The organism is Trinickia mobilis, from assembly GCF_017315705.1.
Classification (GTDB): Bacteria; Pseudomonadota; Gammaproteobacteria; order Burkholderiales; family Burkholderiaceae; genus Trinickia_A; species Trinickia_A mobilis.
Window position 1 is genome coordinate 40,078 of sequence record NZ_JAFLRF010000034.1, and the last position, 13,625, is coordinate 53,702.

Sequence of the window (13,625 nt, forward strand, 5' to 3'; positions counted from 1 at the left end):
TAAGGGGGCCTCGCTGCGGACCAGGATTACTGGCCCTCTGCCTTCACGGTCAAGGCGTTCTTGACCGACGTCACGCCAGCGACACCCTGCGCGACCTGCGTGGCCTTATCGACCTGCGACTGGTCCGGCACCGAGCCTTCAAGAATCACCGCCCCGCTCCTCGCCTTAACTTCGATGTTGGCGGCAGTGACGCCCTTCGCCTTTGCCAGCGCACCGCGAACCTTGCGGCTCAGCATGCGGTCAGCCTTGTGCTCTGCCTTCATCGACGACATGGCCGGTGCCGAGGCCATGCCGGTGTCGCTCGCCTGCGCCCAAGCGCTGACGGAAACCGCGACGAGAAGCGCGCCGCTTGCCAGCTTGATTGCCTGAATAGCCTTCATTCACATTCTCCTTTTTTCATAGTTGGCGACGATCCCGTATGGAAGTCGCACAGGAACACTAGGGGACCGCTGGACGAACTGTGACTACTGGTACTCGGTGCAACAATGATGCTTCAGGCGTTGCGGTGAGGGAGTCTATACCGCTTTTGCCAATATTGTGTTGTATGTGAGCACTACGCCCCCGCAAAAAGTGCGCACTCCGCACTTTTTCATGTTTCGTGCAAGCCGTATGCCGCTCAGCCTTGCCGGGCACGGCAGTGCTAGCCGGCAGACGGACAGGGCATGCGCTTTCGATTCTAGGTTATTCATCTCCTATCGCCCAAGCCGAGCCGCCCGCGGTGTCAATCTGGCGTACCGGCCGCCGCAAAAAATGCTAAGCGCGGTGCCCCTACGTCGCGCGCGGTCAACCCCGCGAAGCCGCCGCCGAGCGACAAGCCGCCGGGCACAGACGGCGTGTACCACTGCCGCGCATAGCCGCCGATCGGCTCCGGATGGTCGTGCGAATCGCGAAACACGAACGCGAACAGGATGTCTTCGTTGCCGTCCTCGTCGGTCCAATGCTTGCCGGCGCCCGCGCCCCAGGAGTCGGCGTTGAGCGCCGCCTTGCTCTCGCCCGTGTAGCCGCCGATATGCCAGCCGTATCCGGTGATGTACAGATCCCAGGTGCCTTCGGTCGCCACGCGCATGATGCGCTCGCACCCGGCGGCGAACCACGAGCCGGCGGCGCCGCGGCCGACACCGCGAGCGTCGTCGCGAAGCCGATTCTGGCGAGCGCCGTTTTCATCTTATGACTTGTTCCGAGCACGCTCCGCGCGTAAATCGTGCGCGACGATTGCAAGAGTTAGTCATCGTCGCAACGCCGGTTCGATACGTGGCGGCGAGCGCGGCGCATCGTTACGAAACCGTGCGGCCGTATGCCGCTCATCGAACGGCTCGATGTGCGCACCGCAGCGGCCCGCTTAGGCATAAGCGTTGCTTGAAAGCAGGCGGGCCGATTGCAGGAACATCGAACACCATCGCTCGCTTGAAGCAAGAGATCGCCGAATCGCCGATTTCGTTCCCTGCCGCCCCCGCCCCCCGTGGTGCGGCAGCTTCGGGCCCGTGCGAATGCTTTGTCGTGCGGGTCCGTTTTTATTGCTGCGCTTTTACTGCTGAGATAGGCCGGCCAAGGTGGCAGACCAGCTCGTGCCGCGCCGCTCACGCCACTGACCGCTTGCCGGATCGAGCGCAAGCGCACTGACGCCACCCACTTAAGGAGCCGAAATGAACGACCCCAGCGCTCACTTACGTTTGCTACCCCCCAAGGGGGCGTCATGAACATCACACTGAGCCTGGGCCCGCTCGTCGCACTGATCGCCGGCATCATGATTCTGGCGATGCCGCGCCTCTTGAACTACATCGTCGCGCTGTATTTGATCATCATCGGCGTGATCGGGCTCTTCGGCGCGGGCGGACCGCACCACTTATGACGAGCGCATGCGGCCGGCAAGCATGCCGGCCGTTTCGACCTCGGCTAATTACCGCGCCACGCAGGCTCGATCGGCGCGCCGTCAACCATTCACGAATTGATCGAGACGCAGCCGCCCCTGCAACGAGAGGCCGCCCACCGCATAATGGCCGTCGTCTTCGCGGCGGTGACGCGTAAAGCACGCGCGTTCGATGAGAAATGCAGCGGCCGTGTCCATGCCGTTGCGGGTCAGTCCAAGCCGGTGATGCTCGAGAGGCAGAAATGCGCCGTCGCCAAGCTCGCTGGCGGCGGAGAGAATCGTGATGCAATCGACTTTCGACGGATTCAGCATGGCGTCTATCCTCGCAAAGGGTGCAATACACGAGCGTGTTGAAGGCCGCATTCGCATGGCGTCGCGACGAATGCCGTGCGTTGGCCTGAATAGTTTGAAGTTCGATTGTAGCGATGCCGGTTCTGCCATGGCAACGAAAGATGCACTCTTTTTGCCGTTATCTGCCGGTTGCCACTTGCTTTTTGCTGTCTTCATGCCGTCTTTGACCATTTTTTACCGTCAGTCTGCTGCCCGGGTCACGTTTCAGCACTTTTTGCCCGATTTTTGCCGATGCCCGCTCCCATTGAAGACTACGCACTCGTCGGCGACGGCCATACCGCCGCGCTGATCTCCCGCGACGGCTCGGTCGACTGGCTCTGCTGGCCGCGCTTCGATTCCGGCGCTTGTTTCGCCGCGCTGCTCGGCACGCCCGAGCACGGCCGCTGGCTGATCGCGCCGGCAATCGAGGGCACGCCGAAGATCACGCGCCGCTATCGCGGCGAGACGCTGATCCTCGAGACCGACTACGAGACGGACGAGGGCGCGGTGACCATCGTCGACTTCATGCCGCCCGGCAACGGCTGGTCCGAACTCGCGCGCATCGTGGTCGGCAGGCGCGGCACCGTGCGCATGCAAATGGAGCTGGTGCTGCGTTTCGACTACGGCTTTTCGGTGCCGTGGGTCACGAGGCTGTCGCGCGATAACGGCATCAAGGCGATCGTCGGGCCGGACACGGTCGTGCTGCGCACCCCGGTCGAATTGCGCGGCGAAAACTTGCGCACGGTCGCCGAATTTACGGTGTCCGAGGGCGAGCGCGTGCCGTTCACGCTCGCGTATGCGCCGTCGCACTTGCGCACCCCGCCTGGGCGCGATCCGCATACGTCGCTCGCGCGCACCGAAAACCATTGGCGCGACTGGTCGTCGCGCTGCAAGGTGGCGGGCCGCTACGCCGCCCCGATCCGCCGCTCGCTGATCACGCTCAAAGCGCTCGCCTACGAGCCGACCGGCGGCATCGTCGCGGCGCCGACCACGTCGCTGCCCGAGCACCTCGGCGGCACGCGCAACTGGGACTACCGCTACTGCTGGCTGCGTGACGCCACCATCACGCTGCTCGCGATGATGCGCGGCGGCTACTACGACGAAGCGCGCGCATGGCGTGCCTGGCTCGGCCGCGTCATGGCGGGCGCGCCGTCGCAAGTGCAGATCATGTATGGCCTGGCCGGCGAGCGCCGCCTGCCCGAATCGGAGATCGACTGGCTGCCCGGCTACCAGGGCGCGAAGCCGGTGCGCATCGGCAACAACGCCGTCGGCCAACTGCAGCTCGACGTGTATGGCGAAGTGATGAACGCGCTGCATCTCGCGCGCGTCGGCGGCTTGCACACGGACGAGACGGTATGGTCCGTGCAATGCGCCATGCTCGACCATCTCGAGACGATCTGGCGCGAGCCCGACGAAGGCATTTGGGAAGTGCGCGGCGGCCGCCGGCATTTCACGTTCTCGAAGGTGATGGCGTGGGTGGCCTTCGATCGCGCGATCCGCTCGGCGGAAAAATTCGGCCTGCCGGCACCCATCGAGCACTGGCGCGCGCTGGGCGAGCAGATTCACGCCGACGTCTGCGCGAAGGCCTGGAACCCGAAGCTCAACGCGTTCGTGCAGGCATACGGCGGCGACAATCTCGACGCCTCCACCTTGCTCATGCCGCTGTTGGGTTTTTTGCCGCCAGCCGATCCGCGCATCGCGGGCACCGTCGACGCGATCGAGAAGAACCTGATGCGCGACGGTTTCGTCCTGCGCTATCACACCGGCGACGTCGACGACGGCCTGCCGCCCGGCGAAGGCACATTCCTCGCGTGCAGCTTCTGGATGGTCGACAACCTCGCCCTGCAAGGGCGTCTCGACGACGCGCACGCGCTCTTCGAACGCTTGCTGTCGCTCGCCAACGACGTCGGGCTTCTATCGGAGGAATACGATCCGGCGACACAGCGGCTCGTCGGCAATTTCCCGCAAGCGTTCTCGCACGTGGCGCTCGTGCATACCGGCTTGAACCTGATGCGGCACGAGCAGGAGATGACTCGCGCGACGGGCCACCCTGCGCAGAACGGCACGCAAAAGGAAAACGCGGCCAAAAGCAATGCGTGAGTGATTTAAAGAGCCCGCCGGCGGTCTAATTGGTGCGGCGCACAGCGACACACGGCGCCGCACCGCAAGGTGAATGTAAACAGACCGGATCGGCAAGCGTAGCGCGATTCTAAATACGGGAAAATACTTTCGAAATCTCGAAATTGCTGCGTTGCACAATTGGGTGTTGTCCTATATCATCGACTCGTTTGACCGGCCTAGAAACAATGAGTTAACACGGTACGCCGCGACGCCACGCGCCGCCCCACGTGAACCGTCCCCACACGCGGGAGCCTCCCACCATGCTTTACCAGATTCACGAATTCCAACGCGCGCTGCTGAGCCCCATGACGGCCTGGGCCCAAGCAGCGTCGAAGTCGTTTGCGAACCCGGCGAGCCCGCTCGCCTACGTGCCCGGCGCGACGCGCCTGTCGGCCGCCTACGAACTGTTGTACCGGCTCGGCAAGGATTACGAAAAGCCCGAATTCAACATTCATCAAATCGTCAAAGACGGCCACAACATCCCGATCGTCGAGCAGACGATCATCGAAAAGCCGTTCTGCCGTCTTCTGCGCTTCAAGCGTTTCGCGGACGATAGCGGCGCAGTGTCGCAACTGAAGGACGAACCCGTCGTGCTGGTGTGCGCGCCGCTTTCCGGCCACCACTCCACGCTCTTGCGCGACACGGTGCGCACGCTGCTGCAGGACCACAAGGTCTACATCACCGACTGGATCGACGCGCGCATGGTGCCGCTCGAAGACGGCGACTTCCATCTCGACGACTACGTCGCCTACATTCAGGAATTCATCCGCCACATCGGCGCGAAGAACCTGCACGTGATCTCGGTCTGCCAGCCGACGGTGCCGGTGCTCGCGGCGATCTCGCTTCTGGCGAGCCGCGGCGAAGACACCCCGCGCACGATGACGATGATGGGCGGCCCGATCGACGCGCGTATGAGCCCGACGTCGGTCAACTCGCTGGCGGTCCAGCACTCGTACGAGTGGTTCGAAAACAACGTGATTCATATCGTGCCGTCGAACTATCCGGGCGTCGGCCGGCACGTGTACCCGGGCTTCCTGCAGCACACGGGGTTCGTCGCGATGAATCCGGAACGGCACGCAGCATCGCACTGGGATTTCTACCAGAGCCTCTTGCGCGGCGATGAAGAGGATGCCGAAGCACACCGGCGCTTCTACGACGAATACAACGCGGTGCTCGACATGGCCGCCGAATACTATCTGGACACGATCCGCATCGTGTTCCAGGAGTTCCGGCTCGCCGAGGGCACGTGGATGATCAAGGGCGAATCGGTGCGTCCGCAGGATATCAAGAAGACCGCGCTCTTCACGATCGAAGGCGAGCTCGACGACATCTCCGGCGACGGTCAGACGCGCGCCGCGCAAGATCTGTGCAGCGGCATTCCCGCGAAGAACAAGCGCCACTTCACGGCCGAAAAGTGCGGCCACTACGGCATCTTCTCCGGGCGCCGCTGGCGCACGATCATCTATCCGCAATTGCGCGACTTCATCCTCGCGCACAACAAGGAACCGAAGACCGAGCGAGCTGCCGTCGAAGCGTAAGCTCGGCTGGCACCCGCAGGAGTGCGCCCATGCTGGGCGCACAAACGCAAAGGGCGCATCGTTCGCGATGCGCCCTTTTTCATGTTCCAGCCAGCAAAACGCGTGCACGGACTCACGCGGCCCGCGCACGCGTGAATCAGTCAAAGCGAACGGCGAGATGAGAGCGGCTCCGGCCCGAGGGCTCAGCGCCGCATCAAGTACGCCAGCAGCAGCTCGGTGTTCATCTGGACGATCTCGCTGCGCTCCGCGGGTGCGCTGAAATCGCGCCCCAGCGTTGCTGCCAGCGTGAAGCGGTTCGACACGATGTAGTAGCCAAGCCCCGACAGCACCACGTAAAAACGCAGCGGGTCGACGTTCGCGCGAAAGAGCCCCGCCCGCTGGCCGCGATCGAGAATGGCCGAGAGCGTTGCGACGATCGGCGAAATCATTTCGCGGATGCGGGTCGACTTGTGAATGTAGCGCGCCTCATGCAGGTTTTCGTTGTTCACGAGCCGCAGCAGATCGGGGTGGTCGCGATAGTAGTCCCAAACGAAGTGGGCCAGCCGCGTGATCGCTTCGACCGGCGCTATGCCGTTCAAATCGAGCGCCCGCTCTGCTTCCGTGAGCGCGCTGAACACGTACTCGAGCACCGCGGTAAAAAGCTGTTCCTTACTGCCGAAGTAGTAGTAGAGCATGCGCTCGTTCGTTTCGGCACGGCGGGCGATCTGATCGACGCGCGCGCCGAACAACCCACCATTCGCAAACTCTTCGGCCGCCGCAAGCAGGATTCGGCGCCGTGTGCCTTCAGGATCTCTTTTGATTTTCGGCTGATTCATGGTGGCAAATGGCTTCTTGAACCGCGTTACCGGAAGCGCGCCGCCGGTCCTCCATGGCCATGCACCGGCTATTCGTGACGCTCGCGCCGTTATTGGGAGACTCCCTCCTGCGGTCGTGCGAAAAAGCGCTTCGATTATGGCACATGGATTGTCAATGGCAATCGGGGAAATCGGCGATAATGCAGCCTTTGGCTTAACCCGCGCAGCGTGCGCCTAAGCGGCAAAACCGAGCGAAAAAAACGAGGCGCGAGCCACGCACCGCCGGCACCGGCTTCAAACGCTCGCTGCCTGGCTGCGAACAAGACTACAAGCGCGGCGGCCAGCGCCGCCGGCCGCCCCAGACGTCCTCACCGTGACCTATCCCCAGACCCTCGCAGACCGCATCGAAGATCTGCTGCCCCAAACGCAATGCACGAAGTGCGGTTATGCCGGCTGCCGCCCGTATGCCGAGGCCATCGCCAGCGGCGAGGCCGGCTACAACCAATGTCCGCCGGGCGGCGAGGAAGGCGTGGCGCGGCTCGCCGCGCTGCTCGGCAAGCCCGTCATCGCGCTGAACCCGGCCAACGGCATCGAACGGCCGCGGCCGCTCGCCGTCATCGACGAGCAACTTTGCATCGGCTGCACGCTTTGCATGCAGGCGTGTCCGGTCGATGCAATCGTCGGGGCCCCGAAGCAAATGCATACGATCGTTGCCGAGCTTTGCACGGGCTGCGATCTGTGCGTCGCGCCCTGCCCGGTCGACTGCATCGCGATGGTGCCCGTCACCGGCGCCGCCACTGGCTGGGACGCGTGGACGCAACCGCAGGCCGACGCCGCGCGCACGCGGCACGACCGCCATCTGGCGCGTCTTGCGCGCGAGCGCGAAGCGGCCGAAGCGCGCGCTGCGGCGCGCCGGGCGGCGAGCCACACCGCCGCCGCTGGCGCCAGCGCTCCTGCATCGAGTGCGCCAGCCGCGGACGACGAGCAAGCCAAGAAGCGCGCGATCATCCAGGCCGCGCTCGAACGCGCGCGCAAGAAGAAGGGAGAACTGGCGGCACAAGGCCAGGGGCCGAAGAACGTAGATGCCGTCAGCGCCGACGTCCAGGCCCAGATCGACGCGGCTGAAGCACGTCGCCGCCGGCTCGGCATCGCGCCGACAGGCGCCGGCGAGAACCCGGCGCCCGACGACGCCGCCGCGCCCGCCCAAGACGCCACCAAGCGCTGAAACCGACCGCATGAACGCGAACAAACGCCGCGCAATCTATGAGACGCTGCAAAGCCTCAACCCGCACCCGAGCACCGAGCTCGAATACACGACGCCGTTCGAACTGCTGATTGCGGTGATGCTGTCGGCGCAGGCGACGGACGTGTCCGTGAACAAGGCGATGCGCCGGATGTTCCCGGTCGCGAACACGGCGCAGAAGGTCTTCGAGCTCGGCGAAGCCGGCGTCGCCGACTACATCAAGACGATCGGGCTTTACCGGACCAAGGCGAAGAACGTGATCGCGACGTGCCGCATCCTGCTCGACCAGTACGGCGGCGAGGTGCCAACGGATCGCGAAGCGCTGGAAGGGCTGCCGGGCGTCGGCCGCAAGACGGCGAACGTCGTGCTCAACACCGCGTTCGGCCATCCGACGATCGCCGTCGATACGCACATCTTCCGCGTCGCGAACCGCACGGGCCTCGCGCCCGGCAAGGACGTGCGCGCGGTCGAAGCGGCGCTCGAGAAGTTCACACCCGCCGAATTCCGCCACGACGCGCACCACTGGCTGATTTTGCATGGGCGCTACGTGTGCAAGGCACGCCGCCCCGAATGCTGGCATTGCGTGATCGAACCGCTGTGCGAGTTCAAGCCGAAGACGCCGCCGCCGGAGATGTGAGCGGCGCGCTGCATTCAAAGCCGCGGGCGGGCGCAAAGGCGCCGCCTGAAATGCGCGCCCGCTATTGATTGACTTCGAGCGCCACTGCCTCGTCGTGCGCCCCGCCGCCGGTGCGCACGAGCCACAACACCGCAATCAGAATCGACGCGCCGCCCGCCCATTGGAGCGGCGTCAGCGCCTCGCCGAGCGTGATCGCGGCGAGCAAGACGGTCACGACCGGCTCGAGCGTCGACAGCATCGACGTGCGCGCCGCCCCCAGCCTTTGGAGTCCCGCGAAGAAGCAGAGCAGCGCGGCGACCGTCGAAATCAGCGCGATCGCGAGCGCCGCAGCCCAGCCGCCGGGCGCGTCCGGCAGATGCGGCGGCGCGCCGGCCAGCGTGCGCGCCACGCAAAGCGCCGCCAGCACCGCCGTCGCCGATAAGCACACGATGGCCGACGTCGCGAGCGGATCGACACCGCGCGTAAAGCGCGCCCCGATCACGATATAGAGCGAATAGATCACCGCGGCGGCAAGCGCCAGCGCGATCCCGAGCGGATCGCCATGGCCGCCGCCGACCATCACCGCCGATCCCGCAACGCACAGCACCAGCGCCGCCACTTTCACTTTGGTCAGGCGCTCCCCAAGCCACCACGCTGCAAGCAGCGTGACGAACGCCGGGTACAGATACAGCAGCAGCGCGACGAGGCTCGCCTGGGCATGCTCCAGCGCCGTGAAGTAGCTGAGCGACTGCCCGACGTAGCCGATCCCGCCCAACCCGACGATCGGCCAGACAGCGCGGCCGCGCGGCCAGACGACACCGCGCCTGACGGCGATGAACGCCAGCACGCCGCCGGCGATCGCGAAACGCACGATGAGGAGGCCGAGCACGTCGGCGCCGCCCGCGTAGGCGTAGCGTCCGAAAATTGCCATTGCGCCGAACGCGATCGCCGACAGCGCGACAAATGCCGCGCCGCGTACGGTTTCGGCATGGGGGTGAGGGTGGGAAGTCATCGTTGAATGGGAATCGAGGAAACGCAACCGCGCGATTCTAGCCGGGTGCTGCAGCGCTCAACAAGCTCGGCCCGGCCGGTCCGCTCAGTAGCGGAGGGTAGCAGGGGTTGCGACAATCCGGGGCGCGCGCAGCGCCCAAAAGCTGCCCAGCGTAAAATGCCGGCTTGCTCATCCGGCGCCTCCCCGCCCCCACCGAAGACGCACTCACACGATGTTCAACCCAAGCCGCGACGAAGTCCGACGCTTTTTCATCGACACCTGGCGCAAGCAGCGCGCGGGCGAGATTCTCACGCCGCTAGAGGCGATTGCCGCTGACTGGATCGTCGAGCACCCCGAATACCACGAAGCGTTGGCGGATACGGAAGGATCGGGCGCCGCCGCGGACTATTCGCCGGAGCGCGGCCAGACCAATCCGTTCCTGCATCTGTCGATGCACCTCGCGATCAGCGAGCAGCTTTCGATCGACCAGCCGCCCGGCATCCGCGCGGCGCACGAGCGTCTTGCAGCGCGCCTCGGCTCGACCCACGACGCGCAGCACGCGATCATGGAATGCCTCGGCGAGACGATCTGGGATGCCCAGCGCAACAACGTGCCGCCCGATTCGGACGCGTATCTCGCACGCATCGAACGGCGCGCCTCGCGCGACTGACAGTGCTGAAGCACTCACTCCGGCCGACCGCTGTGCATGGGGCCGGAGTAAGTGCTAAAGCACTAACTCCGGCCGACCGCTGTGCATGGGGCCGGAGTAAGTGCTAAAGCACTAACTCCGGCCGACACAAACAAAACACCCCGCACGATGCGGGGTGTTTTGATGCCGAATCGACCGGCTGCCGGAACCTGGCGCCTTACTTCTTCTCGACCAGATCGCCGTTGAGCGACTCGATGTATGCGGCAATATCCTTCATGTCGCTTTGCGACAGGCTCTGCACCTGCGCGGCCATGATCGCGTTGTTGCGGCCGAAGCGCGGGTTGCCCGTGCCCATCTGATACTGGCGCAGCGCGAAGAAGATATAGTCCGCGTGCTGGCCCGCGAGCTTCGGATACTCCGGGCTCACCGGCTTGTTGAGGTTCACGCCGTGGCATGCCGCGCAGTTGTGGGCGTCGGCGAGCACCTTGCCGTTGCCGGCATCGGCGGCGAAAGCCGGATTGAACCCGACGAGAGCGCCGAGCACGGCCGCTGCGCTCGCAGCCTTGAACACCGTGCGGAGTGCCTGATTAGGCTTGTTCATGAATTCTCCTATCCCGCGAAATTTGATAGCTCAGTGACGGTTCGAATGCCTGCGGCAACGCGCCTTCATCACTTGTCGGGATTGTCTTTCGAGGTGGGCGTCTGCGCTGCGTAGTAGGCGGCGATATCGGCGATGTCCTGGTCCGAGAGCGAGGACGCGATCGCGTGCATCGTGTCGAAATGGCGGTCGCCCTTCTTATAGGCGTGCAGTGCGTTTTCGAGGTATTGCTGGTTCTGGCCGCCGAGGATCGGTACCCGGTAGACCTCCGGGAACGCCGTGCGATAGCCGGGAATGCCGTGGCAGCCGATGCACATCGCAACCTTGCCCCGGCCCGCCTTCGCGTTGCCGACGACATCGGCTGCCTGCGCGCTCACCGCGAAGCCCGCGAGCGCCGCCAGCGCTGCGATCACAACGTGTTTGCCGACGAGTTTGTTCATAGCTCTTGTAACCTAGCTTGAGGGGAAACAGGCGCCCAAAAAGGCAACGGCCCGCGCCGTTCTACTTATAGGGTTGCCACGCAGGCCAAAAAAATCGGCCCAATTGTACCGCGCCGCCGCGCGGTGCGTCCACCAGCCGCACTCCCTTGCGGTCCGCCTACACAGCGCGCGGCCGAGGCGACGCCCGGGGGCCTCCCCAGGGTCGTTCCGTGCGGCCCTCCCGACCTCGCGCCGGATCTGACATCGACACGGATACCGGGCCCGACACGATACGCCGGCCGCCGAGGAGACAAAAGGGCTTCTGACTTATACTGGGATTTTTTTGAAAGAGCATCCGACATGCGTTTCGAAGGCTCCTCGCAATACGTCGCCACCGACGACCTCAAGCTCGCGGTCAACGCCGCGATGACGCTGAAACGCCCGCTCCTCATCAAGGGCGAGCCGGGCACGGGCAAAACCATGCTCGCCGAGGAAGTCGCGGCCGCGCTCGACATGCCGCTTCTGCAGTGGCACATCAAGTCGACGACGAAGGCGCAACAGGGCCTCTACGAATACGACGCCGTGTCGCGGCTGCGCGATTCGCAGCTCGGCGACGAGCGCGTGAAGGACATCGCCAACTACATCGTGAAGGGCGTGCTGTGGCAGTCGTTCGAATCGGACCAGCAGACGGTGCTCCTCATCGACGAAATCGACAAGGCCGACATCGAATTCCCGAACGACTTGCTGCGCGAGCTCGACCGCATGGAGTTCTACGTGTACGAGACGCGCGAGCTCGTGCGCGCGAAGCACCGGCCGCTCGTCATCATCACGTCGAACAACGAGAAGGAGCTGCCCGACGCGTTCCTGCGCCGCTGCTTCTTCCACTACATCACGTTCCCCGAACCGGCGACGATGCAGCAGATCGTCGAGGTCCACTATCCCGGCATCAAGCAGGAACTGCTGTCCGCGGCACTCGCGAGCTTCTTCGAATTGCGCAACGTGTCGGGGCTGAAGAAGAAGCCTTCGACCTCGGAGCTGCTCGATTGGCTCAAGCTCCTGCTCGCCGAAGACATCCCGCCCGAAGCGCTGCGCTCGCCCGACCAGAAGCAGATCATTCCGCCGCTGCACGGCGCGCTCTTGAAGAACGAGCAGGACGTGAACCTCTTCGAGCGGCTCATCTTCATGAATCGCCATAACCGTTGATCGCAAATCGCCGTTGCCACGCTGACTCCGCCCGATAGACCGAAACCGCGAAGGAAACCGCATGCTGATCGACTTCTTCTATTCGCTGCGCGCCGCGAAGCTGCCGGTCTCGGTCAAGGAGTACCTCACGCTGATCGAAGCGCTCAAGGCGCAGGTGATCGCACCGTCGCTCGACGCGTTCTACTATCTGTCGCGCATGACGCTCGTGAAGGACGAACAGTATTTCGACAAGTTCGACCAGGCGTTCAGCGCGTATTTTCACGGCGTCGAAAGCACGGCGGCGCTCGCGTTCGACGTACCGCTCGACTGGCTCAAGAAGAAGCTGGAGCGCGAATTCACGCCTGAGGAGAAAGCGCAGGTCGAAGCACTGGGCGGCCTCGACAAGCTATTGGAACGCCTGAAAGAACGCTTTGACGAGCAAAAGGGCCGCCACGAAGGCGGCAACAAGTGGATCGGCACGGGCGGCACGTCGCCGTTCGGCAACGGCGGCTACAACCCGGAAGGAATCCGGATCGGCGGCGAGTCGGCCGGCAACCGCACCGCGGTGAAAGTGTGGGAAGCGCGCGCCTACAAGGACTACGACGACCAGGTCGAGATCGGCACGCGCAACATCAAGGTCGCGCTCAGAAGGCTGCGCCGTTTCGCGCGCGAAGGCGCAGCCGAAGAACTCGATTTGCCCGACACGATCCGCAGCACCGCCGCGAACGCGGGCTGGCTCAACATCAAGATGGTTCCCGAGCGGCACAACAACGTGAAGGTGCTGATGCTGCTCGACGTCGGCGGCTCGATGGACGATCACATCAAGCGCACCGAAGAGCTGTTCTCGGCAGCCAAGGCGGAGTTCAAGCACCTCGAGTTCTACTACTTCCACAATTGCGTGTACGACTTTCTGTGGAAGAACAACCGCCGGCGACACGCGGAGCGCGCGCCGACCTGGGACGTCCTGCACAAATTCACGCCCGACTACAAGCTGATCTTCGTCGGCGACGCGACGATGAGCCCCTACGAAGTGCTGCAGCCGGGCGGCTCGGTCGAATACAACAACGCCGAGGCGGGCGCCGTGTGGCTGCGGCGCCTCGCCGATCAGTTCCCGCATCACGCGTGGCTCAATCCCGAGCCGGAAGGCTTGTGGGAGTACCGGCAATCGGTGTCGGCGATTCGCCAGGTGCTCGGCGGGCGGATGTATCCGATCACGCTCGCCGGGCTCGAAAGCGCGATGCGCACGCTGAGCAAGTAGCCGTCGGCAACCCCTCGAC

Annotated in this window: 15 protein-coding genes; 8 read left to right on the forward strand and 7 right to left on the reverse strand. The window is 64.4% G+C overall.

Features of this window, described 5'->3' with window-relative positions:
- Nucleotides 1-26: 26 nt before the first annotated feature.
- Both J3489_RS29300 and J3489_RS29305 read right to left on the reverse strand, forming a co-directional pair.
- The gene (locus J3489_RS29300; protein ID WP_207004318.1) at nucleotides 27-380 is read right to left on the reverse strand and encodes a BON domain-containing protein; all 354 of its coding nucleotides are present in this window, start codon (nucleotides 378-380) and stop codon (nucleotides 27-29) included.
- 341 nt (nucleotides 381-721) lie between these two features.
- The gene (locus J3489_RS29305) at nucleotides 722-1,066 is read right to left on the reverse strand and encodes a hypothetical protein (RefSeq protein WP_207004319.1); all 345 of its coding nucleotides are present in this window, start codon (nucleotides 1,064-1,066) and stop codon (nucleotides 722-724) included.
- Between the two features lie 627 nt (nucleotides 1,067-1,693).
- Between J3489_RS29305 and J3489_RS29310 the strand changes: the two genes are divergently transcribed.
- Nucleotides 1,694-1,849, forward strand: a complete 156-nt coding sequence (locus J3489_RS29310) for a DUF3096 domain-containing protein (RefSeq protein WP_207004320.1) — start codon at nucleotides 1,694-1,696, stop codon at nucleotides 1,847-1,849.
- An 81-nt stretch (nucleotides 1,850-1,930) separates the two neighbouring features.
- Here the strand turns inward: J3489_RS29310 and J3489_RS29315 are convergent, their stop codons facing one another.
- Nucleotides 1,931-2,179: a hypothetical protein gene (locus J3489_RS29315; RefSeq protein WP_207004349.1), complete on the reverse strand. Its 249-nt coding sequence runs from the start codon at nucleotides 2,177-2,179 to the stop codon at nucleotides 1,931-1,933.
- Nucleotides 2,180-2,449: 270 nt separating this feature from the next.
- Here J3489_RS29315 and J3489_RS29320 point away from each other — a divergent pair, with 270 nt between their 5' ends.
- Nucleotides 2,450-4,297, forward strand: a complete 1,848-nt coding sequence (locus tag J3489_RS29320) for a glycoside hydrolase family 15 protein (RefSeq protein ID WP_207004321.1) — start codon at nucleotides 2,450-2,452, stop codon at nucleotides 4,295-4,297.
- Between the two features lie 281 nt (nucleotides 4,298-4,578).
- Nucleotides 4,579-5,856: a polyhydroxyalkanoate depolymerase gene (locus J3489_RS29325; protein WP_207004322.1), complete on the forward strand. Its 1,278-nt coding sequence runs from the start codon at nucleotides 4,579-4,581 to the stop codon at nucleotides 5,854-5,856.
- A 182-nt stretch (nucleotides 5,857-6,038) separates the two neighbouring features.
- Here J3489_RS29325 and J3489_RS29330 read toward each other — a convergent pair whose 3' ends face one another.
- On the reverse strand, nucleotides 6,039-6,671 hold the full coding sequence (locus tag J3489_RS29330; RefSeq protein WP_207004323.1) for a TetR/AcrR family transcriptional regulator: 633 nt from the start codon (nucleotides 6,669-6,671) through the stop codon (nucleotides 6,039-6,041).
- Between the two features lie 352 nt (nucleotides 6,672-7,023).
- Between J3489_RS29330 and rsxB the strand changes: the two genes are divergently transcribed.
- Both rsxB and nth read left to right on the forward strand, forming a co-directional pair.
- Nucleotides 7,024-7,875, forward strand: coding sequence for an electron transport complex subunit RsxB (gene rsxB / locus J3489_RS29335; RefSeq protein ID WP_207004324.1), 852 nt, complete (start codon nucleotides 7,024-7,026; stop codon nucleotides 7,873-7,875).
- Nucleotides 7,876-7,885: 10 nt separating this feature from the next.
- The gene (gene nth / locus J3489_RS29340; RefSeq protein WP_207004325.1) at nucleotides 7,886-8,530 is read left to right on the forward strand and encodes an endonuclease III; all 645 of its coding nucleotides are present in this window, start codon (nucleotides 7,886-7,888) and stop codon (nucleotides 8,528-8,530) included.
- A 61-nt stretch (nucleotides 8,531-8,591) separates the two neighbouring features.
- On the opposite strand, the gene J3489_RS29345 is transcribed toward nth, so the two are convergent.
- Nucleotides 8,592-9,521 (reverse strand): DMT family transporter, encoded by a 930-nt coding sequence (locus tag J3489_RS29345; protein WP_207004326.1) that lies wholly within the window; start codon nucleotides 9,519-9,521, stop codon nucleotides 8,592-8,594.
- Nucleotides 9,522-9,732: 211 nt separating this feature from the next.
- Between J3489_RS29345 and J3489_RS29350 the strand changes: the two genes are divergently transcribed.
- On the forward strand, nucleotides 9,733-10,170 hold the full coding sequence (locus J3489_RS29350) for a DUF1841 family protein (RefSeq protein WP_207004327.1): 438 nt from the start codon (nucleotides 9,733-9,735) through the stop codon (nucleotides 10,168-10,170).
- 196 nt (nucleotides 10,171-10,366) lie between these two features.
- On the opposite strand, the gene J3489_RS29355 is transcribed toward J3489_RS29350, so the two are convergent.
- Together J3489_RS29355 and J3489_RS29360 are read right to left on the reverse strand one after the other, a co-directional pair.
- Nucleotides 10,367-10,750, reverse strand: a complete 384-nt coding sequence (locus J3489_RS29355; RefSeq protein WP_207004328.1) for a c-type cytochrome — start codon at nucleotides 10,748-10,750, stop codon at nucleotides 10,367-10,369.
- 68 nt (nucleotides 10,751-10,818) lie between these two features.
- Complete coding sequence (locus J3489_RS29360; RefSeq protein ID WP_207004329.1) at nucleotides 10,819-11,187, reverse strand: c-type cytochrome; 369 nt, start codon at nucleotides 11,185-11,187, stop codon at nucleotides 10,819-10,821.
- 339 nt (nucleotides 11,188-11,526) lie between these two features.
- Here J3489_RS29360 and J3489_RS29365 point away from each other — a divergent pair, with 339 nt between their 5' ends.
- Together J3489_RS29365 and J3489_RS29370 are read left to right on the forward strand one after the other, a co-directional pair.
- Nucleotides 11,527-12,369 (forward strand): AAA family ATPase, encoded by an 843-nt coding sequence (locus J3489_RS29365; protein WP_207004330.1) that lies wholly within the window; start codon nucleotides 11,527-11,529, stop codon nucleotides 12,367-12,369.
- 61 nt (nucleotides 12,370-12,430) lie between these two features.
- Nucleotides 12,431-13,606, forward strand: coding sequence for a vWA domain-containing protein (locus J3489_RS29370; RefSeq protein ID WP_207004331.1), 1,176 nt, complete (start codon nucleotides 12,431-12,433; stop codon nucleotides 13,604-13,606).
- The last annotated feature ends 19 nt before the right edge of the window (nucleotides 13,607-13,625 follow it).